We start from the raw sequence: 23,044 nt of genomic DNA, 5'->3' as shown, positions 1-23,044 counted from the left end.
CTAGAACTCAAACTGATAGAGCACATCTAATGCCTGACTAATGCCAGACACCGCTTCCAAGTATAGTTTTGGCATCAGGCGATAACGTAGCGTTAACGTTGCCAAAGAATCGAATATGCCAACACCATATTTCACTTGCAGACCCGGAAGGACGTAGCCGCTGACGACAACTTGAGAATTATCGCCAACACCCTGTGTATCCAGAGCTAAATTACTTACGCCAAAGGCCTCGCCGATTTTACCCACAACTTGACCACTTTGTGCAACCCCTAAACCGACTAACATTGAGGTCATTGCCGAGCTATCTGCTCCACCGCTGTCCAAACCCTGTCCACGCAGCAGGTAAGAGAGCGCTTCCTGCTGTGACATTGCCGGATCGGAGAAGACTTCCAGCTTCGGTGTCGCGGCCATGCCAGTAACGCGCACGCCGGCAATGACGTCATTCGCCGTGTTGTCTGGATTACGAATGGCTTCGATATTCAGGATCGGCTGATCCGGCGGGCCAGAGAACAGAATCAGCCCTTTGCGGACAATCAGATCCTGCCCGTAGGCTTTAAAGCGGCCAGACGGAATGTCGATCTGGCCGTTCAGCCCTAATCCGCGCTCGTCCTGAACCATTTTCAGGTCGCCCTGTAGGCGAGCCGCCAGCCCAAACGCATCCAGTTGCACATCATTCCCGACGCGGATCGTCAGGTTGCTGTTAATCGGAATCGCGGCGCTGGCTTTCTTCAGCGGCTGCCGCTGCGCATCCAGCATCACTTCATCCGATGACACCGCCACTGCACTTTCCGGCATGTCTTTAACCACAATGCGCGCCCACGGAATACTGACCGATCCGTTTAACGCGAACAGCTGCGGCGTGGCCTCGAAGACAATATCCGGTGAGACATCCAGCCGCGCCATCGGCGGAATCGTGACCCGCAGCTTCTGGCCTTTCGCCGCAATCCGCGCACGCCAGGCATCAGGCTGCGACCAGTCCGCGTTCCCGCCAAGGTTCAACTGCCCGTTATCCGTTTTCAGGAAGCCTTGCAGCGTTGACGACATTCCACTGAAATTCACCGCCAACCGCCCGTTGGTCAGATCGACTGGCATCCAGTTGCCGTCAATATCCAACCGCTCCAGCACCATCTGGCCGAAGAGCTGAGGACGCGCCGCATCCCCCGCCAAACGCAGGTTCGCATTCAGTATCCCCGCCGCTTTTTCTCCTTTACTCAACGCAGGGTTGAGCAGCGCCAGCGAAATATTGTTGATCGTGACGCTGCCGCCGAGATTGCGTCGGCCCTGTGGATCGGTCACCTGAATATCACCGCTGAAGCGTCCGTTCTCGCGAATCGCCATCAGCCAGCCGAGCTGCGCCCGCCCGCGGTCGAGCCCGGCATTCAGCGTAAAGGTATCGAAATCAATCGGCAGCGTGTTGCCCTGCATCTGCTGGCGAACGCTGACGCCGTTACCCACCAGCGACACTTTCGCCTGCGGTAAGCCTTGTCCCGCCTGCCAGCTGATATCGGCACCGCCAGTGAACGTCCCAGCCAGCACCGTATCCGCCGTCAGGAACGGTTTCAACATGGTGAGATCGAAGCGGTTCAGCCGGATACTCGCCTGTCCGCTCGGTCCAGCTTCAATCGCTTTTGGTACGCACAGCTCTGCATTCGGATTCCGCCAGCAGTGCGTGCCGATGGTGATCTTCTGCTGCGCATTCAGGTAATCCAGCGCCATATCCTGCGTCAGACGCCATTCACCCACCGGCGTGTCGAAGCGGGTATTGTTCAACGTGCCGCGCCAGCGCTGTTCCTGACGATCAAAGCTGCCCGAAAGTGCCAGTTGCCCCGCGACCGGTTCACCTTGCATATTCAGCCGGAGCTGGTGCTGCTTTTCATTGCCGCTGGCATCCAGCGTCAACAGCGCAATATTCAGGCCGTCCTGCTTGAGCGCTTCAAGACGCACGGCCAGCTTGCCCTGAATCTGCTGCTCAGAGCGCACATCGCCTTCTACTCTCACACTGCTAATCGTCATCGCCTGCCAGCGCAGGCCAGACGCCGTGATATCCGCCAGCATCTGCGGTTCACGCAGATTGCCGCGGAGTTTGAGTGTTCCGATGGCTCGCCCCGCCAGACCGGGCAACATGCCGTCCAGCGACGGCGCATTGATGTCTGCATCCAACTGCCACTTGTCGCTCAGATCGCCTTTGACGTTCAACTGGTTGCGGCCTAACGCCAGATTCAGCGCTGGAATTGTCCATTGACCCGCAGCATTACCTCGCAGTTCGCCTCTGGTCGTGAGCTTATTCGCTTTCACGTTGCCGTCCAGACGCAGTTCCGGCACCTGCAACTGCCAGCTGCCACCATAAACGCTGCCACGCGTCGTAATCTTGCCGTCGACTTTAGCTGGCCATTCAGGCCACTGTTTCGCGGTGTTAATCCCGTTCAGCAGCAGCTCGCTGCGCCAGCTTATGGCTTTGCTCCAGTCAATAAGCGCCGCCAGATCGGCATGCCCCTGCAACGCCGCCAGCCGCAGGCGACTCAGCGTAAACTGCTGTTCGTTGCCTTTGCCATCCAGCAGCAGCGTCGCGGGGGGAATGTCCGCCCCGCTCAGATCGCCACGCAGCGACAGCGCATAGTCGGTCGCTTTACCGTTAAAACGCAGCCTGACGTTGTCAGCCTGATACTGCGTTGCGCCCGTCAGCGGCCAGCGCACGCGCTCGGTTTGCAGCGTCAACGCCAGCGGCAGTCCCGCTTCCGCCAGTTTAGTTTGCAGATCCAACTGGGCACGCTGCGGCCCCGAGAGATTCAGCGCCACATTCAGCTGTTCACGCAGGCCGCCGTCAACCGTCAGTTTAAGCTTCTCGCCTTTGAGCGGTTCGACGTTCAGCACGCCATTCGCCGTCAGCGAGACGGGCCAGCTATCGCTGAGCGTCGCTTCACCGCGCACATTCAGTCCACCCTGCGGCGATTGCACGATCAGCTTGTCCAGACGCAAATGCTGTTGCTGGGTCGATGCCTGCACGAACAGGTTATTAATCAAAATGTCCTGATCGCCCATCAGCCGCAGCTGTTCACCGTGAATCTCGACAATATTCAGATCCAACGGCAGCGTGAACTGGGGTAAATCAGGTAATAGCGGTTTGGAGAACAGCTCGCTAAGGCGTTCACCTAGCGGTTGTTCAGGCACGGCAGGCTTGTCAGAGGTGCTATCCGTTTTGGATGTCGATGCCGTCGGTATCGGTGTCGTCGTGGTGGCAGCCGCGACCCTATTATTTGCCGCCAGCGCGTTATCGATATTAACGGTTTGCGACGAGCCTTTTTCGGCCGCTTCACGCACGCTTTCCGCCGTTTCTTTGATGACAGCAGCCATTTCCGCCGCCGTCACTTTACCGTCTTCAAGCACGTTGACGGGCGTTTTCGGCAAGGCCACCAGCAGCGCGCTGATTTTGGTCGGCAGCAGCGTCAACGCGCGCCCTTCCCACTGCATTCCCGTGCGGAATTCGCTCAGTGAAATCGCCGTGTCATCCACGGTAACCTGAACGTTGCTGAGCGTTAACTGACGCAGTGAAATCGGGAATGGTGCAGAGATTTCCGTGACTGGTGTTGAAGGTGGCGGTGGCTCAGCTGCCACAGGCAAGGCTTTAGTATCCACAACCACATCGACGCGGTTTGCCGAGAGATCATTGATGCACAGCTGACTTTTACGCAGACACGCGAGCGCAAGCGACAGATGAAATTCCTCGCTCTTTACCGTCACGCCCGGCATTTGGTAGCTGACATTTTTTAGCGTTAAATCACGCCAGCCGCCGCTTACGCTGGCAATGTCCAGCCCCGGGACCACGCGTGCTGCGGTATTCAGCAACAGATGCAGGCCCGGCGTGGTGCCGACCAGCAGCCCTATCCCAACCACGAGCAGCAGTAAGAATGCGACAAAACCCATGCCGACTCTTTTCCACCAGCGCCCTTTTCGTGCTGGCATCGTCGGCGCGTTATCCTGTGCGACGTGTTCTTCTGTCACCGGATCCTGGGCTTTTTTTTCGTTTTTCTCATCCATCATAATTCAGGCCCCAGCGCGATATAGAACTGAACATCGTTCTTCTTCTCCGCATCGCCGATCGGCATAGCAACATCGAGTTTCACTGGGCCAATCGGCGAGGCCCAGCGTACGCCGACGCCCGTGCCGGTCTTGAAGTTACTCCGTTTGATGTCATTCACTGCTTCACCTGAATCAACAAAAACCGCTCCCCACCATTTTCCCGTGACGTTGTATTGGTATTCGAGCGAGCCGGTCGCCAGCTTGGACGCCCCGGTCAGTTTGCCGTCGCTGTCGCGCGGCGAAATCGATTTGTACTTATAGCCACGGATGCTGCGATCGCCACCGGCAAAGAAACGCAGCGAAGGCGGGACGCGGGAGAAATTATTGGTTTCAATCCAGCCCAGATTGCCGCGTGCGACAAAGCGGTGTTTATCCGCCAGCGTACGAATCCAGACGTTTTGCGCCTGAACCACGGCAAAGTCGATGTCCGATCCCCAGGTGGTGTCGGAAATGTCGATGGAATAGCGCTGCGTATCGCCCCACACCGGCATTAGCCCGCCGCGTTGACGAGTTCGGTTAATGCTGACGCCCGGATAGATCAGCATCGTGGTATCCGTCACGCTTGCCTGTGTAAAGTGATCGAGGCTCCAGCGCAGGTTAATCGCCCGTTGCCAGCCGCTGGAGAGATCCCAGTAGCGCGCCACGTTCAGCGTGGTGCCATCGGATTTGGTATCATTGAGATCTTCGCGCTTGAAACCGCCTTGCAGCAGGTAATACTGTTCAAGCGGGTTCTTCAGTAAGGGGATTTTGTAGCTAAAATCGAGTGATTGCTCCGGCGCGGACACGCTCAGGCTACTTTCCAGACTGTGACCCCGTGAGTTCACCCAAGGCTTATTCCAGGTCGTTTTAAAGCGTGGGCCAACATCCGTGGCATAGCCGACGCCGGTCTCAATGCGGTTACGGGTTCGCGGCGTCACCACGGCTTCCAATGGCAGCACCTTGGTACTTTTCGACTGGCCGAAATCGGGAGAGACCACGACGGAGTTAAACCACCCCGTCGCAGAAAGGCGGCGATTTAGCTCACCGAGATCTTCACTGGTATAAGCATCGCCTTCGTGAAACGGCACCAAATTTTGCAGATAGTCATCGCGGATTTGTGCGCCCTGAAAATGTACGGCACCAAAGCGATAACGTGCACCGCTGTCAAAATCGATATCCCAAAATGCTTCTTTCTCTTCCCGCATCACGCCAAGCTGGCTTTGCTGGAAGCGTGCATCGAAATAGCCTTTGCGTAATGACAGACCGTTCAGCCCGCTTTTAAAACGATCAAAATCACCGTGGTTCAGTACTGAACCGATTGCAGGGCGATCGTCTTTAACCAGCTGTTGGTAGTCTTTATCGTCATGCGCACCGCCGCGCAGGGTGATGTTTACCCCGGCAATTTTTACCGGTTCACTGGGAGTGACGGTGGCAATCAATACGGGCCGCCCACCATTAACGGCAGGTCGGAATTCGAAACCGATCTGTGGATCGTAGTAGCCAAGCGCGCGCAATCCCTGACGGATTGCCTCATCGACGCGTGAGCGGAAACGCCCATCGGCATTAATCTCATCGACCGAAATGGTAGATAAGCGTGCCCGTACATTCTTTTGTAACTGCCCTTCCAGCCCCATGACTTGCAGACGCACATTCGCCGCCTGGCTCTCTGGGGCCAGCATCAGCAGCGCACACATCAGACCAAGAACCCGGTATCGTGGCGCACCGCAGCCAGCAAAGCTATTTTTTTGTCCTGCTATGCCTTTTTGCCCGGTAACGCTTTTTTTTCCAATGAAACTTTTCGTTGAGATGAAAATAGTCACTGAGCTCCCTGATAAATCGATCTGTCGCCTAAAACCTATAGCATGGCTTTTATCACTTCGCCCGCCGCATTGACGGCCGTCGCTGTACGCTTACCTGACAATCCGCCACGTAGCGCTGAAATCGCCTACCAACTTTGCATGATATTAGTGATAAATACTAACTTTCCATCTTAAGAATAGATTTTCACCTACAAACATCAATGTGCGGCATTACAAATACACATTACCTTAACATTAAACACCATGAAGATATAAAGACAGCCCCTTGCATCTTGGTTATGCTTTCCATGAAAGTGGGTTATTTACCCAGTCTAGCTGGAGTTAACAACGTGATGAATTCAATTGATAAAACGCAGCGGATTACGCAATCCGATGCTTTACTGGGGCGTTCCACCCCCATGCCCGTTGCTAGGCTGCATGTCGTGCATGAACATTCCATGACACATGTACCCGACTCGATGTCTGTTGCGATTTTTGCGATGGGCTGCTTCTGGGGGGCGGAGCGTTTGTTTTGGCAACAACTGGGGATCCACAGCACGGCGGCGGGTTACATTGGCGGTTACACGCCCAACCCGACCTACCGTGAAGTGTGCAGCGGGCAGACCGATCATGCCGAAGCGGTGCGTGTCGTTTTCGATCCTGCAGTGATTGGCTATGAGCAACTGTTACAGCTGTTCTGGGAAAATCACGACCCTACTCAGGGCATGCGTCAGGGCGGAGATATCGGTAGTCAATACCGTTCCGCTATCTATACGCTCACGCCCGAGCAAGAACAGGCGGCACAGGAAAGCCTTCAACGCTTTCAGCAGGCGATGAGGGAAAACGGTGACGGCCGCGCCATCAGCACAGAAATCGAGCCTGCAGGTCCGTTCTATTATGCAGAAGACGAGCACCAGCAATACCTGTACAAGAACCCGAACGGCTACTGTGGGTTAGGCGGTATCGGCGTCTGTCTTCCGCCTCAGCGTTGACCACTGGCGGTAATTTTACCGCTCCTGCTATACTGCGTCCGAACCGGGCGGATCGTTGCCCGGTTATAACCTTCAATAATGATCATAATGTGTTCACTTTTATGTGTTCACCTTTCTGAGGATCGCTGTGCCAATCTCGGCGCATGCGAAAACTTACCTAAAGTAAAAACTATGTTAAACAGTCTATTACTGATTCTTTTTCTTATTGCCATCAGTGCATTTTTCTCACTTTCTGAGATCTCACTGGCGGCATCGCGTAAAATTAAACTCAAACTAATGGCCGATGAGGGGAACCTCAACGCCGATCTAGTGCTCAAATTTCAAGAGACACCAGGTATCTTTTTTACCGTAATTCAAATTGGCGTCAACGCTGTCGCCATTCTGGCTGGTATCATCGGCGATGCGGCATTTTCTCCTACCTTCGCCATGCTGTTTGAACGCTTTATGTCCCCCGAATCTGCGGATCAAATCAGCTTTATCTGCTCATTCGTACTGGTCACCAGCCTGTTTATTCTGTTTGCCGATCTCACCCCGAAACGCATTGGTATGATTGCGCCAGAAACCGTCGCGGTCCGCATAATCAACCCCATGCGCTTCTGCCTGCTCCTCTTCCGCCCGTTGGTTTGGGTATTTAATGGCCTGGCTAACGTCATTTTCCGCCTGCTCAAGCTGCCGATGGTGCGTAAAGACGACATCACATCCGATGATATTTATGCCGTGGTGGAAGCCGGTGCGCTTGCTGGCGTACTGCGTAAGCAGGAACACGAACTCATCGAGAACGTGTTTGAACTGGAATCCCGTACTGTGCCCTCTTCGATGACCTCACGCGAAAGCGTGGTCTATTTCGATCTGCACGAGCAGGAAGACAGTATTAAGGAAAAGATCGCCCAGCAGCCGCATTCCAAGTTTCTAGTTTGCGATGGCACGATTGATCAGATCATCGGCTACGTGGATTCCAAAGACCTGCTGATTCGGGTGCTGGGAAACCAGAGCCTGACGCTGAGTAGCGGCATACAGATTCGTCCGGCGCTGATCGTACCGGATACGCTGACATTGTCCGAAGCGTTAGAAAGCTTTAAAACCGCGGGCGAAGATTTTGCCGTTATTCTGAATGAATACGCGCTGATCGTCGGCATCATCACCCTTAACGACGTGATGACGACGCTGATGGGCGATCTCGTCGGTCAGGGAATGGAAGAACAGATTGTCGCGCGCGACGAGAATTCCTGGCTGGTTGAAGGCGGCACACCAATAGAAGACGTGATGCGCGCGCTGAATATTGATGATTTCCCGCATTCCGGCAACTACGAAACCATTGGCGGTTTCATGATGTATACGCTGCGGAAAATCCCGAAACGTACCGATGCGGTGCGCTTCTCAGGCTATAAGTTTGAAGTGGTAGATATCGATAGCTACAAGATCGATCAGCTGCTGGTAACGCGTCTGGAAGACCGCCCGATTGTCTCATCAAGCGCGAAGATTGATAGCGACGATTAACCGCTAAAAGGCATGCATACATAAAAACCAGAACGGCCCGCTACGGGCCGTTTCTTTATCACTTATCCCATCTCGGCCTGAAGCCGGATGACCTGGCGATTGACTTCGGACATCACCAGAAGATGCTGCTTATCCTGTTTCTTTGGCAATAGAATTTTGCCGTAGTCGAACTCAAAAGCACCAACCCCTTTTATGTACAGCCGCCCACGAAACAGGGTTTTCACATACTTGGCGACTTTCAAAGGATTGTAACGTTCGAAGATCCTCATCGTTTTACTCTCCCGTTTTATTTTTTTACGCTCTCCCTTTCGCCAACATGGCTGAGGTTCTGGAGCGCTAATGAGATAACGGATACTGCTAGTTAGTACCGTAAAACGGCATTTAGTTCCCCACTATTCAGTATTCTTAACTGCTTTTACAGATTTTTACAGAGTAGTGTTTAAGGAAACCCTTAGTCATCAGTATAAACCTTCAAAAATAAGGGGTTTGTGCACTCGGGCACAAAGCGTTTTATCGCGGAGCAGGACAGACCAGTTTCCTGAATCTACGCTTATTCCATAGCCCGATATTTTCCATCATTGACATCGCATCGGGCCACCCACACAGAAGGACATACCATGATAAAAATACGCCACCTGCTCCTTGCGCTCTCTATCACGCCTCTCTTGGGGCTGCTCTCACTCCCAGCCTCGGCCCATACGCTGGTACTTAACCAATTGGTTCCTCCCGTCGGCGTCGCAGACCGGGGAGAACTTCAGTACCTTAATAATCAGTTTAGTTATAAAAACTGGAACAGCGCGCAGTTGCCCGGAAAAGTGCGGGTGATACAACATATCGCTGGCCGCACCTCTGCCAAAGAGATGAACGATCCGCTCATCTCCGCACTGAAGGCCGCTAACCTACCGCATGATTATTACCAAACGACGACAATCGTGAATACCGACGATGCCATCATCGGCACCAGCATGTTTGTGCGCAGTAGCCTTGAGGACAACAAGAAAGCCTTCCCGTGGTCGCAATTTATTGTCGATAGCAACGGTAACGTGCGGAAGAGTTGGCAGCTCCAGCCACAAAGCTCGGCTATCGCGGTGCTGGATAAACAGGGGAAAATCCGTTTCGTGAAGGATGGCGCGTTGAGCGGACAGGAAGTGCAGCAGGTGATGTCCCTGCTGCGCCAGTTGCTGGAAGAGAAATAACGAATCTAGACTTTAGCTGATTAAAATAAAGAGACGCGAAAACCGGGGTTGAGGAACGATTCACGCGGCGTGTAGGACAGCGGACGCCCTTGCCAATCGTTAACCTGCGCCCCGGCGGCGACTGCCACCGCATGGCCTGCCGCGGTATCCCAGATGTTAGTCGGCCCAAAGCGTGGGTAAAGCTGCGCTTCGCCTTCCGCAACCAGACAAAATTTTAGCGATGATCCAATCGCCACCGTCTGGTGTTCACCCAGTTGACTGAGATAGTCCTTTAATTCCCGATCGGCATGAGAGCGGCTGACCACGACCAGCGGCAGACTAGCCTGCTTCACCGTAATCTGCCGACGCTGGCCGTTCTCTTCTTTCCAGGCTTTGCCGTCCGCCGCAGAATACATCACGCCCGTAACCGGCACATAAACCACGCCCAGTACGGCTTCACCGTTCTCGATCAGTGCAATATTTACCGTAAATTCGCCATTGCGGCTGAGGAACTCTTTGGTGCCGTCCAACGGATCGACCAACCAATAGCGCTGCCAGTGCCGACGGATTTCCCACTCAGGCGGATCTTCCTCTGACAACAAAGGAATATCAGGACATGCCGCAGCCAGCCCGTCCTTAACCACTCGATGCGCCGCAAGGTCGGCGGCAGTCACCGGTGAATCGTCTTTCTTGTGCGCGACATCCACAGGATGTTGCCCTTCGTAAACCTGCATAATGGCGGCACCGGCGTCACGGGCCAGTTGGCAAATAGTTTCTAGCATGATCGACCTCGTCGTTATGGGTTGCGCGTAACGCAGACTTCATCTCTGTCATTCATTATACATCTGTGAGGCAATCTACGATTATTGCCATTATTGATGTCATCCTCAGCATTTAGAGACGATAATCACTTTAACTTCATCATGATATGAAAAACACCCCCGATCGCCTCACGCGTCGACAATTACCTCACAAGGAGTTACGCAATGAAGCATTTACTGGCACTCAGCCTGCTTGCTACGCTGGTCGCCACGACCGTTCATGCCGCTACTGTTGATCTGCGGGTATTGGAAACCACCGATCTACACAGCAATATGATGGATTTCGATTACTACAAGGATACGCCAACCGATAAATTTGGTCTGGTGCGTACCGCCAGCCTGATTCACGCCGCACGCGAACAAGCCACCAACAGCGTGCTGGTGGATAACGGCGATTTGATCCAGGGCAGCCCGTTAGGCGATTACATGGCCGCGAAAGGGCTGAAAACGGGCGACGTGCACCCGGTTTATCAGGCGATGAACACGCTGGATTATTCCGTCGGCAACATCGGTAACCACGAATTCAACTATGGTCTGGACTACCTGCACAAGGCGCTGTCCGGCGCGAAATTCCCTTATGTGAATGCCAACGTGCTGGATGCGAAAACAAGTAAACCGCTGTTTACGCCTTACCACATTGAAAATAAGTCGGTTACGGATCGCGACGGCAAACAACATACCCTGCGTATCGGCTATATTGGCTTCGTCCCTCCGCAGGTTATGGTGTGGGATAAAGCCAATCTGACAGGAAAAGTCACCGTAGAAGACATCACGGAGAGCGCCAAAAAGTGGGTGCCGGAAATGCGTAAGCAAGGTGCCGATCTAGTGATTGTTATCCCTCACTCCGGCCTTTCTGCCGAGCCGTATAAAGCGATGGCGGAAAACTCTGTTTATTATCTCAGCCAAATTCCTGGGGTTGACGCGATCATGTTCGGTCATGCGCACGCCGTTTTCCCTAGCAATGACTTTGCGAACATCAAGGGCGCTGACATCAAACAGGGAACGCTCAACGGCGTGCCTGCGGTGATGCCGGGGCAATGGGGTGACCACCTTGGTGTCGTCGATTTCACGCTGAATAATGACAGCGGCGCATGGAAGGTGGAACAGGCGAAAGCGGAAGCCAGACCGATCTATGACAAAGCGCAGAAGAAATCACTGGCGGCGGAAGACGACAAACTGGTGAAAGTGCTGTCCGATGCGCACCAGAATACGCGCGAGTTTGTCAGCAAGCCGATCGGCAAATCCGCAGACAACATGTATAGCTACCTGTCCCTGATTCAAGACGATCCTACCGTGCAGATCGTCAACAATGCGCAGCGCGCCTATGTAGAACACTTTATTCAGGGCGATCCCGATCTGGCCGATCTGCCGGTACTTTCCGCCGCCGCGCCGTTTAAAGCCGGTGGACGTAAAAACGATCCTGCCAGCTATGTCGAAGTGGAAAAAGGCCAGCTCACCTTCCGTAACGCTGCCGATCTGTATCTCTACCCGAATACGCTGGTGGTGGTTAAAGTTAACGGGCAGCAGGTACAAGAATGGCTGGAGTGCTCTGCGGGTCAGTTCAAACAAATCGATCTAAGCAAGCGTGAGCCGCAATCCCTGCTCAACTGGGACGGCTTCCGCACCTATAACTTCGACGTGATCGATGGTGTTAATTATCAGATTGATGTGACGCAGCATGCTCGCTATGACAGCGAGTGCGCATTGATCAACGATAAATCGCACCGTATCAAAGGGCTGACGTTTAACGGCAAACCGATCGATCCCAAAGCGACCTTCCTGATCGCCACCAATAACTATCGCGCCTACGGTGAGAAATTTGCCGGTACGGGTGAGAAGTACGTGGCCTTCGCCTCGCCGGATGAAAACCGCTCCGTTCTGGCGGCTTACATCAGCGCGGAAACGCAAAAATCGGGAGAAGTGAAGCCGCAGGCGGATAACAACTGGCGTCTGGCACCTATCGTCAGCGATACACCGCTGGATATCCGTTTTGAGACGTCACCGTCTGAGAAAGCCACGGCGTTTATCAAAGAGAAAGCACAGTACCCGATGACGTCCGTCGGCAGTGATGAAACGGGCTTTGCGGTTTATCGCCTTGACCTGCAACACGCTAAATAGAGACTGACAGCGATGTCATCCACAGGCTCCTGCTTCGGCAGGAGCCTGAACGGGTGTTTTACAACGGCTCAACCGCACTATTTGCTAAAGCATCAAATTTCTGCTGGGATAACAGAACGTTATCCATATTCTGCTCGGCCCAATAGGTAAGTTCAGCAATCGGCTTGGCCAGCGTTTTTCCCATCACCGTTGAGGCATATTCCACCGTCACCGGAATGGTTGGGAAGACGGTTCGTTCGACAAAACCGTCGCGCACCAGATTCTTCAGCGTTTGCGACAGCATCTTTTGTGAAATCCCTTCCACGTCGCGTTTTAACTGATTAAAGCGCATCGGTCGTTCAACCAGAATATTCAGAATCAGCAACGTCCATTTATCCCCCACGCGATCCAAAATCATGCGGGTCGGGCAGTTTTGCGCATAAACATCATAGCGTTTGCTCATTATCGCGTTTCCATCTGTACCCTAAATAATTCGAGTTGCGTGCAGGCGGCAACCGCACGAATCCCCAGGAGCTTACACAAGTAAGTGACTGGGGTGAGTAAGGGCGGCCAACGCACAAGCAGCTTGAAGTATGACGGGTATGGTTACCTTGAAGATACCAACTCACTTAAAAGTGCTGTCTTAACAGAACCATGAGGCTCCGATATAGTCCTCACATTATAGAGTTAGTATCCATTAGAAAGCACGTATCACTCGCAACGCCCGATTATCGGTCACCTGCGAGCCATTGATAAACACAGAAAAACGAGGATTTTTTATGTCAAAAGCAGTCGTTATTTATCATTCAGGCTACGGCCACACCCAGCGTTTGGCGACTGCCGTAGCCGAAGGCGCTAACGCCGAGCTGATTGCTATCGATGCGGAAGGGAATATCAGCGATGCCGAGTGGGAGAAACTCGCCGCCGCCGATGCCATTATTTTCGGTACACCAACCTACATGGGCGGCCCAACCTGGCAGTTCAAGAAATTCGCAGATGCCAGCTCTAAAGCCTGGTTCTCCCGCAGTTGGAGCAACAAAGTATTTGGCGGTTTTACTAACAGCGCCAGCCTCAACGGCGACAAGCAGGTCACCCTGATTTATCTACAAACGCTGGCTTCACAGCACGGCGGAATTTGGGTCAGCCTGAACCAACTGCCTTCCAATGCCAAAGCGGCAAAACGCGATGATTTGAATAACCTCGGTGGCTCAGTAGGTCTGCTGGCGCAGACGCCTTCTGACGCTAGCGTAGAAGAAGTGGTTGCTGGCGATCTGGCAACCGGTAAGCTGTACGGTCAGCGTATCGCTGAGATCGCCGCGAAACTGGCAAACTAAACGTTATCCCCCAACGAACAAGCGCCGCTTTTCGCGGCGCTTTTTTACTTAGCTAGTCGCGAAACGATCCTCGCCCATTGCGATAGTAACCATTTCCCCGCTCGTGCCCGCGCCTGTCCCACTCGCCGCGACGCGGCCCGCGATCGTCAACATAGCGAGGAGGATCGAAACGACGCCTGTCATAATCACGTCTGTCGCGCTGACTCTCACGCCACCAGCGGGCATCACGCCAGCGCCAGCCATCCCAATAATAGCCGTGCCGATTACGTTCACCACGATGGTAGCCCCGGTGCTCCTGCCACCAGCGCTCGCTGCGCCAGTCATAGCCATCCCAGTAATTCCCACGCCTATCACGCTCTCCGATATTCAACGTGACGCTGGGCATCAGCTCAATGCTGGCACCCTTAGCCTCTGGTGCTGGCATAACCGCAAACATTCCCACAAACAGGGCACTGATGACGAGTGGCTTAAACATAGGGTAACTCCTTGCTCACCGCGACTGCGGCCTGACAGAGATATACGGGGAATTCCTCTGCATCACTATCAGATAAATGCGCATTTTCCTGATTTTACCGTTCTTAACGTTTCGCTAACGCAGATGTACGCTATTCATCAGTATCCTATTAATTAGGAGATGTTTTAGTTTTTTAAAAGAGTACAGCCGGATTGCCACGTAGTATGAAAAAACAGCCAAAAATTATCTTTCGATAGTGAAATTAGGCCACATCCAGCTTTTTCTCAGAAAATTACCGAGAGACACAGTCCAAATATAAATAACGAAAGAAATGTTATTAATTAGCATTTAATTTAAATAAAAATTCTTTTTAGAAGTAATGATTTAATCAAGGCCACAATGCGGCCTTATAAAGGATTAAAGATAGTCCACTGCAAGTATCTCAGAATTTAGTATAATACTGTAGAATGCATGGGGAACAAAAGACTGAATATAAACAGAATCCCCTTCATTCATTTCTTGCTTCCTGATATCACCTTGTAAATTCTTCCATATAAACCCCACTTTTCCATTTAGAACATAAACAAGCTCTCTGACCAAATGACCCGAGTTAACAGTAACATTTTCGCTGGTACTGAGAGGTGTTGTCCTCAGAACAAGTAAGTCAGGGTCAACGCTCGTTTTCAAAACGTGGCGATAATGATATCCCCCTTTTGAAGCGTCACCTTTAACTCTTTCATAAGAATGTTCTCTGCGTGAAATCAATACAGGAGCTATTTTTGAAAAATTTTGGTCAATTGAAGAAGACAAAAATTCATTGGGGCTTATACAGGTTAATTTACAGATAGCTAAAAAAGAAGTTAAATTATTAATCTCAATACAGTCGCCAACATATTGAACATGCGTGCTTATATCAGAAACAATCATCTTTCTCGTGGAAAGTATTTTCCCCATCAAACTGGATTTAATCAATAGTTTATCCAAAGTAACCTCTACGATAGAGTTTCATATATTTGGTAGACTTGCTCGTATGATAATTCACCTTTCTTTATTATAGAAATTTCACGTACAAGCCCCAGAAGCTCGTCTAATTTATTTTCATCAAAATATTTACCACTTGCGGCTAGAGCATACTTCAAAGATGCTTTACCTGAATGTTTACCAATAATAATCTTACGCGTTCCATTCACTATTTCAGGACTGATCGGTTCAAACGAAGAACCATTTTTTATGGTTCCATTGGTGTGAATTCCTGACTCATGTGCAAAAACATTTTCTCCAACGATGGGTTGCCAAGGGTAAATTGATGAATTTGAGGCTTTAGCTACCTTGTCAGATAAAGATTTCAATTTAGTAGTATCAATACCTAAATCAATATTATGATGGAATTTTAATGACATTACCGTTTGAGCCATATCTGGCATACCAGCTCGCTCACCGATACCATTGACAGTAGTGTGGAAGTAACGAGCGCCAGCTTCCAGACCTGAGATAGTATTAGCTACGGCATAGCCAAAATCATTATGAGCATGGCATTGGGTGTCAATATCTACACTTTCATTTAACGTTTTAACTATATGGTAATATTGCTGAGGGTTTAAAATACCCACAGTATCTGAAAGCCTAAGCCTGTCAGCACCTGCAGCATGAATAGCACCGGCATACTCAACAACAAAGTCCAGCTCTGAACGGCCAACATCTTCGGCACTGATAGATACAAAAGCCCCGCATTGTTTCGCATAGTCAACTAATTCGCAGGCAGTTTGAATTAACCATGTCCTGCTCTTTGATAAGGTGTCATTTAAATGGATAGAAGATGTTGGTAACCCGATATGAATATGTTTAAAACCTAAATCTAATGTGCGGGTGATATCAGCTTTTATCCCCCTGTTCCACCCTATCAGGTGGATGTCTGTACCTTCTACACGCTCTAGCATCATTCGCATTGTACGGCTTTCGCTTCCCCCCATCTAATTAATGCCAGCTTCAATCCATTTAACTCCACAGTCAATTAAAGAATCCAGAATAGAGAGTTTCTCCTGACAGTTAAAAGCGACCCCCGGTGCTTGTTCACCATCACGTAAAGTTGTATCTTCAATAATGATATTATTTTTTAGATTCATTACATTGCCTCTCTATTTAGGAAATTGAAATATTCACATTGGTCCTCCTCAGAACCAAAATCTTTTTTTACTCTCTCATAAACCACACTAACTAATTGAGAAATTTTATACTCATCATCTTCACCCAATAGTGACTTAGATAAAGATAGATCTTTACATCTGACGGCCAAAGAAACATCTGAAGATTTCTGATTTGATAACAAAAAATTTAAAGCAACTTCCATGTATGCTGAACGACCTCGACAAGTAGACAATACACTATTTAAATTTTCAAGTGTAAGCCCCTGTCTTAATCCTATATGCAGGACTTCTATTGCACCTAATAAATTTACACTTTCCGCAAGATTATTTAGTATTTTAAGTTTCTGCGCTTCGGAACTAGTATTTACCCAAGTTATTTTATCAGTAAAGCTGCATACAACAGACTCTATTTTTTCTTTAAGAAATTCAGGCGACGATATGATCGAAGCCAGAGTTCCAGAATTTGCACCTTCAATCCCTCCCGATACAGGACATGATATATATGATACATTGATTGCCTCACATACGTTTACATTCCGTTCGGCACTCGCAGGAGATATTGTTCCAGTATCAATGATCATGCTGCCTTGCTTGATGTATTTTATAACACCACTTTCATTTTCAGCTAATAGTGACTCAGTTATTTTTTCATCAGAAAGGCATAACATAACAGTATCCGTTCGCCTAAAAATCTCTGCAGGTGATTCACACCAAATAGCCCCAATTGAAACCAAATCAACACATTTACTGTACGTGCGATTATTGACATAAACGGTATTTCCTGCTTCCAACAATTTATGACAAATAGCTTGCCCCATACGCCCTAAACCAATAAAGCCAATTTTCCTCATGGAAGTACCCTTTTGATGTGCTCAATTATGCAGTTAAACACTTGGTTTTTATCCAATCCAGCATCAATAGCTGTCCAATTGAATTTCCCACACCATGCATCCATAAGTTTTTTCAACGAGTTCTGATGTAAAACAAAATCCTGTTTTGTAAAATCAATGTTCCTTCCGCATTCATAGGGTGTAAAATCATCCTTTCTGTGTGCTGTTTCGGCAATCGGGATATCGAAATAAAAAACGACATCAGAATCAGGAAATTCAGAAGCAATAGAAAGAATCCAATCTTCCGAATTACCGTAAATTATTTCCGAAGCCGCATGTTTAATCCAATATCCGTCTAAAATGAAAATTGTTTTTTCAGAGACATTGAGTCTCAAATTTTCCATGCTTTGGAAAATCGACCAAAATAGAAAAAGCGTCCTACTTTGATTCTTCATTTCAGATATACAATGCCTTAATTCATCTAAGCTTGAATGAATAAAACGACATTCGGGATGCTGATTTGAATCTAGGATACTCCATTTATCTAATATCAGAACGTCAAAACCTCGTTCTTTTAGCCAATTTTTTATAAGCTTAGCCTGAGTGGATTTTCCAGCACCATCGGTGCCAGCCAGTGTAATTATCAAAATTTACTCCCCTGGTTCAAAGTAAGTACCGTGTCTTATCTTTTTATTAAGAGATGAAGACAGATCTGAAAATTTATTAAAAGAGAGCAATTCTGCAGACACATTCAAATCAAGAAGTTTTTTTATCTGCAATAATTTATTTCTCATCCCCCCAGTTACATCCTGTCTAGATGAAGGGCCGGCTAAATGCATATAACTGTCAATTTCATTTCTCTTAATATTTTCCTCAACATTATTAGTTGAGGAATCAACATAAAATCCGTCTACATCAGAGTAATAGAGAACATGCTCCACCATGGATTTTTTTGCAATAAGCCCAGGAACATTGTCACTTGAGAAAATTCTAAAACCCCCATCATTTTTGAATACTAAATCACCTGAAATAACAGGAATTAAACCTTGGTTAAGAGCTGAAAACATAGAGTCAACCTGCAAATCCCATTCACCACTGCTTAACTGATTAACTAAAGCAGAACACTGAAAAGGATAGACAGGAACTTTATTTTTTATCAGAATAGCGGTAATTTCACTTAACATAGAAAACATGATTGTGGTCATTTTAGAAAGGTTCTCATTATTGAAATTTAATGATCTACATTCTAAATTGTATTCCTTAGGAGCAAGATTTCCGAATGATCCTCCGCCAAAAACAAGAATTAAATTACAGTGTTCCCATGATTTTTCTTTGTGAATAACCTCAGCTATTTTTTCAATATTTTCGTAGTTCAATTCATATTCACCATCTTTATTGGTGGAAATGCTCCCACCGATTTTGACGATAAAAAATTGACTGCGTTCATTATGAATGCATTCAAGTTTCATATTATTCATAATTAATTGCGATTATCTCGGACTTATGATTCACATCATTGTTAGTAAAACTATGAGGAACATCTGGGGTGATAAATATCGAATCACCTTCATTTAAAATTTCCTCATGTAAATTTTTCATATCATCTAACCATTGTACTCTCACCGAACCTTTACTTACGTAGACAACTTCCTTCGTCGCATGCCCGCCATTTAGTCTTAACGGCTGTGTCTCATTGCTATGTAAGTCTAGTCTAAGTGCCATCAGACCCGGATCAGCTTTAGTCGTCACCAGATGATGGTAAGTATAATAATGAACTTCATCTCTAATTTCCTCACGCGAGAATGTCTCATTACGTCTCGCTATTTTTACGCCTTCATCAAGGTCATCACTAGCTTCCTGGTTGAAGAAACAGCTCAATGGGATGCTTGTCATATCCGACAATTTTTGTAAGCTATCCATGCTGTCAAAAATAACTTTTTCTTCAGAAGATGTTGCGAACCCTTCGATATTTTCAATGGTCATTTTACGACCAGAAAGAAGTTTCAGAATATTTTCTTTATTGAACGAAATATCAAAATTTTTCATTTTTTATCCTAAGCCATAGCAACAGAACGGTAAACCTTAGACATTGCTACCAAACGCTTACTAAAATCGGAGAAATGATGATTTTTAGCGTTTGTTTTAAAGGCAAAATCTAATGGGTGAGTATCACTAATGATGAAATCACTTAAGTCACTGTGACATGCGCCGATCTGAATAAATGTATGTGCATCTGAACCTCCAGTTGTAGGTAAATTATATTCCTCAGCTAGGAAAATATATTTCTCAGCATTTTCTAAGTCTTTTGCCGGAATTTCAATTGCATCGACATATTTGGCAAGTTCATCGTGATTTGGGTAAGTTTTATTTGGCCAAAAAATATGGTGAGCTACCAATTTATACCAACTTTTGCTTTCACGTAAAGCCTGGTCAAGTTGTGGTAAATTATATGCACCTTCTTTATGATTCAACTTAAGCAAGGTATCTAATTTAGTGTGAACACCTATATTTGTACCATTATCAAGTTGAATTTCTGCACCCGGGTACAGTTTAATGCCCTGTTTAGTAAGGACATGATCCTGAAAAATGGTTCCTTGCAATTTGTTGTCAACAAATAAATCCTTCATCAACTTGTCATATCCAATCGCCTCAATATGTTCGGTAACACATATCGCGGTGATGTCGCTAATTTTTGCAATATCCAGCATTGCATTGATAGAAGAAAAATCCACCTCAATTTGCTTTTTGCTAATCAACAAATGTACATGCGTATCAATTTTCATCACTATATCCTATAGTTAATTAAACAGTATATTTTAATTCAGCTTGACTTAACTCTGAGTAATCTAGTATTTCAAACACTTCATTCAGACTTGATAACTTAGAATCAATATTATGTATGCTACGATTATCAATTATTTCCTTTGCAACCAATTTCATATTATGCAGAGAAGCTCTCATTAACTGATTTGCGCAAATATAAATTGATACACCTACGTTCTGTAGTTTTCCTAATTCAACTCCGGTATAAGTAGTTGGTGCAACTATAAGCGGGCAACGTTTATCCCACTTATGTGCAAAATCGAATATTTCCTCACCATCAGTTCCTTTAGAATGGATGAAAATAGCATCAGCTCCTGCCTCAAAATATTTTGAGGCACGCTCAAGAGCAACATCAACGCCTAATCCAGCAATAAGAGATTCTGTTCTGGCGATTACAACAAAATCTTCATTACGCTTAGCGTCCTGTGCCGCGCGGATTTTCCCTTCAAACTCTTTAGTTGGGCTAAGAGTATGTTCCCCTTTAATGAATGAATTCATTTTAGGAAATAATTTATCTTCTAAGGATATTCCTGCAATTCCGTAATGAGATAAGCGCGCTACAACATGACGTACGTTGTTAAAGTTACCAAAGCCTGAATCTCCGTCGAAAAGTACTGGGATATTGACCGCATCATGAATCGATTCCGTCACCGAGGTGATTTGACTCCAGGAGGCTTCATTACAATCTCTCAACCCAAGCATTGATGAAATGGATAAACCCGAAGCCCAAATGGCCTTGAAACCAGCATCCTCTGCAACTTTTGCTGAGAGTCCGCTGTGAGCTTCAAGGATAAGCTCCAAGCTTTCGCTGTTTAGTAACTTTCGGAATATTTTAGAATTATTCATGTATTAACCTCATGGGAATGTTAAAAAAGTTTCTTTTTAACGATTCCAAATCGCCACGGCTTGTAGGCATTTACGTAACTAGATAATTTAATTCATTATTTTTATTGATTAACCCATTTTAATTTGTAATGAAATTGTTTGATTTTTGAAATGCGATCAATATCACAAAACAATAATCATAAAATAAATTTAACCATTAAGCCGTTGTGTTTTTTTTATTTCTCATAAATGATGGCTGTGCTTTAGTCGTTTTTTCTTCTTAACTCAATGTTTAACTGGAGGCATTTATGAAAGTATCACTGTCAAGTAACGTTCGTTCTGTAACCAGTAAAGGTGTTGTTGTACGTGGTGCAGGCGGCGGCGCTTCTTCAGCTAAGTAATGCTACTTTGAAGTAACAGCAATGGGGGCTCAGGCCCCCATTGCTACATTTGAGAATGACGATAATGAAAAATCTACGTCTTATGAAGGTTTGGCCGGATGCCCCACTGCCTGTGAAAGCTGGGCCATCAATCAACGGAAATATTTCTTCGAGGGCTCACCAGTTTTGCGAACCCTTTTTAGCAGCGAACAGTATGGGTTTTTTGATTTATCCCCCAGTAGACTTCAATCTACTTTGGGATGGAGCTCAGACATTTGTCCAGTTTATTGACAGAGATGACTGGATTTTAATTGACAAAATTTTCCTACCTGACTCAATCGACATATGGCGTTCTTTAGTTCCAAAATCACTGCACGATACTCTTCCCGTGTTCCTGGAAGCTTTCTCGGAAAGAGGAGTTTTACAGGTATGGACAGGGTTATTTGCTGATACAGCACCAGAAGATAGTTTATGGATCCGAAGCCCAATTAATAATGATCGATCTAACAGTTATAAAATTATTGAGGGTATTGTTGAAACTGATTGGTGGGCAGGTCCACTCTTCACTAATATTGAATTCACTAAAACTGATGTTCCTGTTCCTTTTCGGACTGACACTCCATTTTTGCAGGTTTTCACTATCCCGAGGAGTTACCATGACAGGAATGCAATAAAAAAAGTTGAAGTGGATAGTTTCACCAATTTACTCTCTGAAGATTACATTTCGAGAATGCAGGATACAGCATCACGGCGAAACAGTGGCAAACCTGGGACATATAGAAAAAAAGTAAGGAACAGATAAAATTATGATTAGAAGCGACACTTTAATCAAGCAGCTACCATATTTTCTCGATTCAATCAGCGAATCACAAAAAATCACATTAGATAATATTAGCCAGAACGATATAAAGTTGCTTGTCCCTTATTTACTTGAGCATAAATTAGAATATTTATCCTTTTTATCAATCAATGAAACGAAATCGCTTGAACACTTTTATGAACTCACCTTAAAAAAGCAAACAGAGTGCTTAACCACACTTATTAATAATGAACTCATTGACTGTCAAGCAATCTTTCTTCAGGGGTTCCCTAGATGCTTAGGCTTATCTAATATTGTGCCATTTGGAATGAGAACCGATATTGATATACATATACCTCCAGAAAACATTGCTAGATTTAAAAGGGATATCAAACAAAAAGGATTTGATGCATTTGGTTTTTCAGATACTGAAATTTTTTTAGTTGATGATGAAATCAAAAAAAAATTCACCGTTCAAAGTTGGGCCCAGAAAGATTTCACGCTCACCTTACCTCTTCAAACCGATCTACCTAAAGATCTACCAATCGATTTTGGGGATTGCTACCTTCCATGGCTATACCGCGGTGAGAAATGGTTTTTAATGGTTTCTCTAGAAATTCATCATAACTATATTGATAAATCTGATTACGAAACTATTTTCAATAATACTGAGAGATGGCCTGAAACTGGATTTAACCGCAGTAATTTACCAAGCCTTATTTATTTCAATTTAGTCAGATTATATCAAGGAGTTTTATCTGGAGAAAAAAGATTGCGTTTGCTTCTTGATACTGCTTGTTTATTCAAACAGTCTGAAATCACATCTTGCATCACGGATGTAGACAGCCTAATCAAAAAATCTTCACTCACATTTGAGCTACGTTCTTTGTGCCTCTGCCTTTCAAGTATGCATAAGGTATTTTCCCCTTTAAAGGAAATTTCCGATTTGAACGATAACTTCAATAATTGGTTAAATGCTTTCTACAAAAGCATCTCTTTAAACACCACCGGATTTTAA

General features: G+C 47.1%; 21 protein-coding genes and 1 pseudogene. 7 read left to right on the top strand and 15 right to left on the bottom strand.

Annotated features, from left to right (window positions below):
* Both tamB and tamA read right to left on the bottom strand, forming a co-directional pair.
* A complete protein-coding gene (gene tamB / locus LOZ86_RS04795) occupies positions 1-4,038 on the bottom strand; it encodes an autotransporter assembly complex protein TamB (RefSeq protein WP_230242907.1) in 4,038 nt (1,345 codons plus the stop codon).
* The gene (gene tamA / locus LOZ86_RS04790; protein WP_039486313.1) at positions 4,035-5,750 is read right to left on the bottom strand and encodes an autotransporter assembly complex protein TamA; all 1,716 of its coding nucleotides are present in this window, start codon (positions 5,748-5,750) and stop codon (positions 4,035-4,037) included. The genes tamB and tamA overlap by 4 nt, the downstream gene beginning before the upstream one ends.
* Positions 5,751-6,208: 458 nt before the next feature.
* On the opposite strand from tamA, the gene msrA reads away from it, so the two are divergent.
* Both msrA and paeA read left to right on the top strand, forming a co-directional pair.
* Positions 6,209-6,847 (top strand): peptide-methionine (S)-S-oxide reductase MsrA, encoded by a 639-nt coding sequence (gene msrA, locus LOZ86_RS04785; protein WP_039486254.1) that lies wholly within the window; start codon positions 6,209-6,211, stop codon positions 6,845-6,847.
* 171 nt (positions 6,848-7,018) lie between these two features.
* Positions 7,019-8,344: a polyamine export protein PaeA gene (gene paeA, locus LOZ86_RS04780; RefSeq protein ID WP_039486256.1), complete on the top strand. Its 1,326-nt coding sequence runs from the start codon at positions 7,019-7,021 to the stop codon at positions 8,342-8,344.
* Between the two features lie 62 nt (positions 8,345-8,406).
* Here paeA and LOZ86_RS04775 read toward each other — a convergent pair whose 3' ends face one another.
* A complete protein-coding gene (locus LOZ86_RS04775) occupies positions 8,407-8,613 on the bottom strand; it encodes a DUF1107 domain-containing protein (RefSeq protein ID WP_005974755.1) in 207 nt (68 codons plus the stop codon).
* A gap of 348 nt (positions 8,614-8,961) precedes the next feature.
* On the opposite strand from LOZ86_RS04775, the gene LOZ86_RS04770 reads away from it, so the two are divergent.
* Positions 8,962-9,540 carry a YtfJ family protein gene (locus LOZ86_RS04770; protein ID WP_039486258.1) on the top strand — a complete coding sequence of 193 codons (579 nt, stop codon included), beginning with the start codon at positions 8,962-8,964 and terminating at the stop codon, positions 9,538-9,540.
* A gap of 20 nt (positions 9,541-9,560) precedes the next feature.
* Here the strand turns inward: LOZ86_RS04770 and cysQ are convergent, their stop codons facing one another.
* On the bottom strand, positions 9,561-10,301 hold the full coding sequence (gene cysQ, locus LOZ86_RS04765; RefSeq protein ID WP_039486260.1) for a 3'(2'),5'-bisphosphate nucleotidase CysQ: 741 nt from the start codon (positions 10,299-10,301) through the stop codon (positions 9,561-9,563).
* A 204-nt stretch (positions 10,302-10,505) separates the two neighbouring features.
* On the opposite strand from cysQ, the gene LOZ86_RS04760 reads away from it, so the two are divergent.
* Positions 10,506-12,458, top strand: a complete 1,953-nt coding sequence (locus tag LOZ86_RS04760) for a bifunctional 2',3'-cyclic-nucleotide 2'-phosphodiesterase/3'-nucleotidase (RefSeq protein WP_230242905.1) — start codon at positions 10,506-10,508, stop codon at positions 12,456-12,458.
* A gap of 58 nt (positions 12,459-12,516) precedes the next feature.
* Here the strand turns inward: LOZ86_RS04760 and LOZ86_RS04755 are convergent, their stop codons facing one another.
* A complete protein-coding gene (locus LOZ86_RS04755; protein WP_039486265.1) occupies positions 12,517-12,900 on the bottom strand; it encodes a winged helix-turn-helix transcriptional regulator in 384 nt (127 codons plus the stop codon).
* Positions 12,901-13,216: 316 nt separating this feature from the next.
* Between LOZ86_RS04755 and LOZ86_RS04750 the strand changes: the two genes are divergently transcribed.
* Positions 13,217-13,771 carry a flavodoxin family protein gene (locus LOZ86_RS04750; protein ID WP_039513251.1) on the top strand — a complete coding sequence of 185 codons (555 nt, stop codon included), beginning with the start codon at positions 13,217-13,219 and terminating at the stop codon, positions 13,769-13,771.
* A 52-nt stretch (positions 13,772-13,823) separates the two neighbouring features.
* Here LOZ86_RS04750 and LOZ86_RS04745 read toward each other — a convergent pair whose 3' ends face one another.
* The 10 genes and pseudogenes from LOZ86_RS04745 to aepX all read right to left on the bottom strand — a co-directional run bounded on the left by LOZ86_RS04745 (position 13,824) and on the right by aepX (position 20,868).
* Positions 13,824-14,246 (bottom strand): DUF2502 domain-containing protein, encoded by a 423-nt coding sequence (locus LOZ86_RS04745; protein WP_039513252.1) that lies wholly within the window; start codon positions 14,244-14,246, stop codon positions 13,824-13,826.
* A 396-nt stretch (positions 14,247-14,642) separates the two neighbouring features.
* The gene (locus LOZ86_RS04740; RefSeq protein WP_146754365.1) at positions 14,643-15,152 is read right to left on the bottom strand and encodes a cupin domain-containing protein; all 510 of its coding nucleotides are present in this window, start codon (positions 15,150-15,152) and stop codon (positions 14,643-14,645) included.
* 65 nt (positions 15,153-15,217) lie between these two features.
* A complete protein-coding gene (locus tag LOZ86_RS21480; RefSeq protein WP_431191635.1) occupies positions 15,218-15,625 on the bottom strand; it encodes a homocitrate synthase/isopropylmalate synthase family protein in 408 nt (135 codons plus the stop codon).
* Positions 15,611-16,348: pseudogene (locus tag LOZ86_RS04735) on the bottom strand (beta/alpha barrel domain-containing protein); the annotation flags it as partial. The pseudogene LOZ86_RS04735 and the gene LOZ86_RS21480, both read right to left, overlap by 15 nt.
* On the bottom strand, positions 16,348-17,220 hold the full coding sequence (locus tag LOZ86_RS04730) for an NAD(P)-dependent oxidoreductase (RefSeq protein ID WP_039513261.1): 873 nt from the start codon (positions 17,218-17,220) through the stop codon (positions 16,348-16,350). The gene LOZ86_RS04730 and the pseudogene LOZ86_RS04735, both read right to left, overlap by 1 nt.
* Positions 17,217-17,846: a dTMP kinase gene (locus tag LOZ86_RS04725; protein WP_039513262.1), complete on the bottom strand. Its 630-nt coding sequence runs from the start codon at positions 17,844-17,846 to the stop codon at positions 17,217-17,219. Before LOZ86_RS04725 ends, LOZ86_RS04730 begins: the two co-directional genes overlap by 4 nt.
* A 3-nt stretch (positions 17,847-17,849) precedes the next feature.
* Positions 17,850-18,677: an isopentenyl phosphate kinase gene (locus tag LOZ86_RS04720; RefSeq protein ID WP_111778469.1), complete on the bottom strand. Its 828-nt coding sequence runs from the start codon at positions 18,675-18,677 to the stop codon at positions 17,850-17,852.
* On the bottom strand, positions 18,670-19,245 hold the full coding sequence (locus tag LOZ86_RS04715; protein WP_039513266.1) for a cupin domain-containing protein: 576 nt from the start codon (positions 19,243-19,245) through the stop codon (positions 18,670-18,672). Before LOZ86_RS04715 ends, LOZ86_RS04720 begins: the two co-directional genes overlap by 8 nt.
* Before the next feature lie 8 nt (positions 19,246-19,253).
* A complete protein-coding gene (locus LOZ86_RS04710) occupies positions 19,254-19,982 on the bottom strand; it encodes a PHP domain-containing protein (RefSeq protein ID WP_052237778.1) in 729 nt (242 codons plus the stop codon).
* Between the two features lie 19 nt (positions 19,983-20,001).
* Entirely contained in the window at positions 20,002-20,868 is an 867-nt protein-coding gene (gene aepX / locus LOZ86_RS04705; protein ID WP_039513268.1) for a phosphoenolpyruvate mutase, read from the bottom strand.
* 444 nt (positions 20,869-21,312) lie between these two features.
* Here aepX and LOZ86_RS04700 point away from each other — a divergent pair, with 444 nt between their 5' ends.
* Positions 21,313-22,029 (top strand): DUF6065 family protein, encoded by a 717-nt coding sequence (locus tag LOZ86_RS04700; RefSeq protein WP_111778470.1) that lies wholly within the window; start codon positions 21,313-21,315, stop codon positions 22,027-22,029.
* A 4-nt stretch (positions 22,030-22,033) separates the two neighbouring features.
* Positions 22,034-23,044 carry a hypothetical protein gene (locus LOZ86_RS04695; protein WP_039513273.1) on the top strand — a complete coding sequence of 337 codons (1,011 nt, stop codon included), beginning with the start codon at positions 22,034-22,036 and terminating at the stop codon, positions 23,042-23,044.

Source organism: Pectobacterium parvum (genome assembly GCF_020971565.1).
Taxonomy (GTDB): Bacteria; Pseudomonadota; Gammaproteobacteria; order Enterobacterales; family Enterobacteriaceae; genus Pectobacterium; species Pectobacterium polare.
The sequence above is the reverse complement of the archived record's forward strand: the minus strand, read 5'-3'. Positions and strand labels throughout refer to the sequence as shown.

Excerpts from the sequence above, each read along its gene's own strand:
- LOZ86_RS04770 (WP_039486258.1), top strand. The coding sequence starts at position 8,962 with ATGATAAAAATACGCCACCTGCTCCTTGCGCTCTCTATCACGCCTCTC.
- LOZ86_RS04775 (WP_005974755.1), bottom strand. The coding sequence starts at position 8,613 with ATGAGGATCTTCGAACGTTACAATCCTTTGAAAGTCGCCAAGTATGTG.
- LOZ86_RS04700 (WP_111778470.1), top strand. The coding sequence starts at position 21,313 with ATGAAAAATCTACGTCTTATGAAGGTTTGGCCGGATGCCCCACTGCCT.
- LOZ86_RS04755 (WP_039486265.1), bottom strand. The coding sequence starts at position 12,900 with ATGAGCAAACGCTATGATGTTTATGCGCAAAACTGCCCGACCCGCATG.
- LOZ86_RS04730 (WP_039513261.1), bottom strand. The coding sequence starts at position 17,220 with ATGAGGAAAATTGGCTTTATTGGTTTAGGGCGTATGGGGCAAGCTATT.
- LOZ86_RS04720 (WP_111778469.1), bottom strand. The coding sequence starts at position 18,677 with ATGAATAATATGAAACTTGAATGCATTCATAATGAACGCAGTCAATTT.
- LOZ86_RS04740 (WP_146754365.1), bottom strand. The coding sequence starts at position 15,152 with ATGATTGTTTCTGATATAAGCACGCATGTTCAATATGTTGGCGACTGT.
- LOZ86_RS04745 (WP_039513252.1), bottom strand. The coding sequence starts at position 14,246 with ATGTTTAAGCCACTCGTCATCAGTGCCCTGTTTGTGGGAATGTTTGCG.
- msrA (WP_039486254.1), top strand. The coding sequence starts at position 6,209 with ATGAATTCAATTGATAAAACGCAGCGGATTACGCAATCCGATGCTTTA.
- LOZ86_RS21480 (WP_431191635.1), bottom strand. The coding sequence starts at position 15,625 with ATGTCATTAAAATTCCATCATAATATTGATTTAGGTATTGATACTACT.
- LOZ86_RS04715 (WP_039513266.1), bottom strand. The coding sequence starts at position 19,245 with ATGAAAAATTTTGATATTTCGTTCAATAAAGAAAATATTCTGAAACTT.
- aepX (WP_039513268.1), bottom strand. The coding sequence starts at position 20,868 with ATGAATAATTCTAAAATATTCCGAAAGTTACTAAACAGCGAAAGCTTG.
- tamA (WP_039486313.1), bottom strand. The coding sequence starts at position 5,750 with ATGTGTGCGCTGCTGATGCTGGCCCCAGAGAGCCAGGCGGCGAATGTG.
- LOZ86_RS04710 (WP_052237778.1), bottom strand. The coding sequence starts at position 19,982 with ATGAAAATTGATACGCATGTACATTTGTTGATTAGCAAAAAGCAAATT.
- paeA (WP_039486256.1), top strand. The coding sequence starts at position 7,019 with ATGTTAAACAGTCTATTACTGATTCTTTTTCTTATTGCCATCAGTGCA.
- LOZ86_RS04695 (WP_039513273.1), top strand. The coding sequence starts at position 22,034 with ATGATTAGAAGCGACACTTTAATCAAGCAGCTACCATATTTTCTCGAT.
- tamB (WP_230242907.1), bottom strand. The coding sequence starts at position 4,038 with ATGATGGATGAGAAAAACGAAAAAAAAGCCCAGGATCCGGTGACAGAA.
- LOZ86_RS04750 (WP_039513251.1), top strand. The coding sequence starts at position 13,217 with ATGTCAAAAGCAGTCGTTATTTATCATTCAGGCTACGGCCACACCCAG.
- LOZ86_RS04760 (WP_230242905.1), top strand. The coding sequence starts at position 10,506 with ATGAAGCATTTACTGGCACTCAGCCTGCTTGCTACGCTGGTCGCCACG.
- cysQ (WP_039486260.1), bottom strand. The coding sequence starts at position 10,301 with ATGCTAGAAACTATTTGCCAACTGGCCCGTGACGCCGGTGCCGCCATT.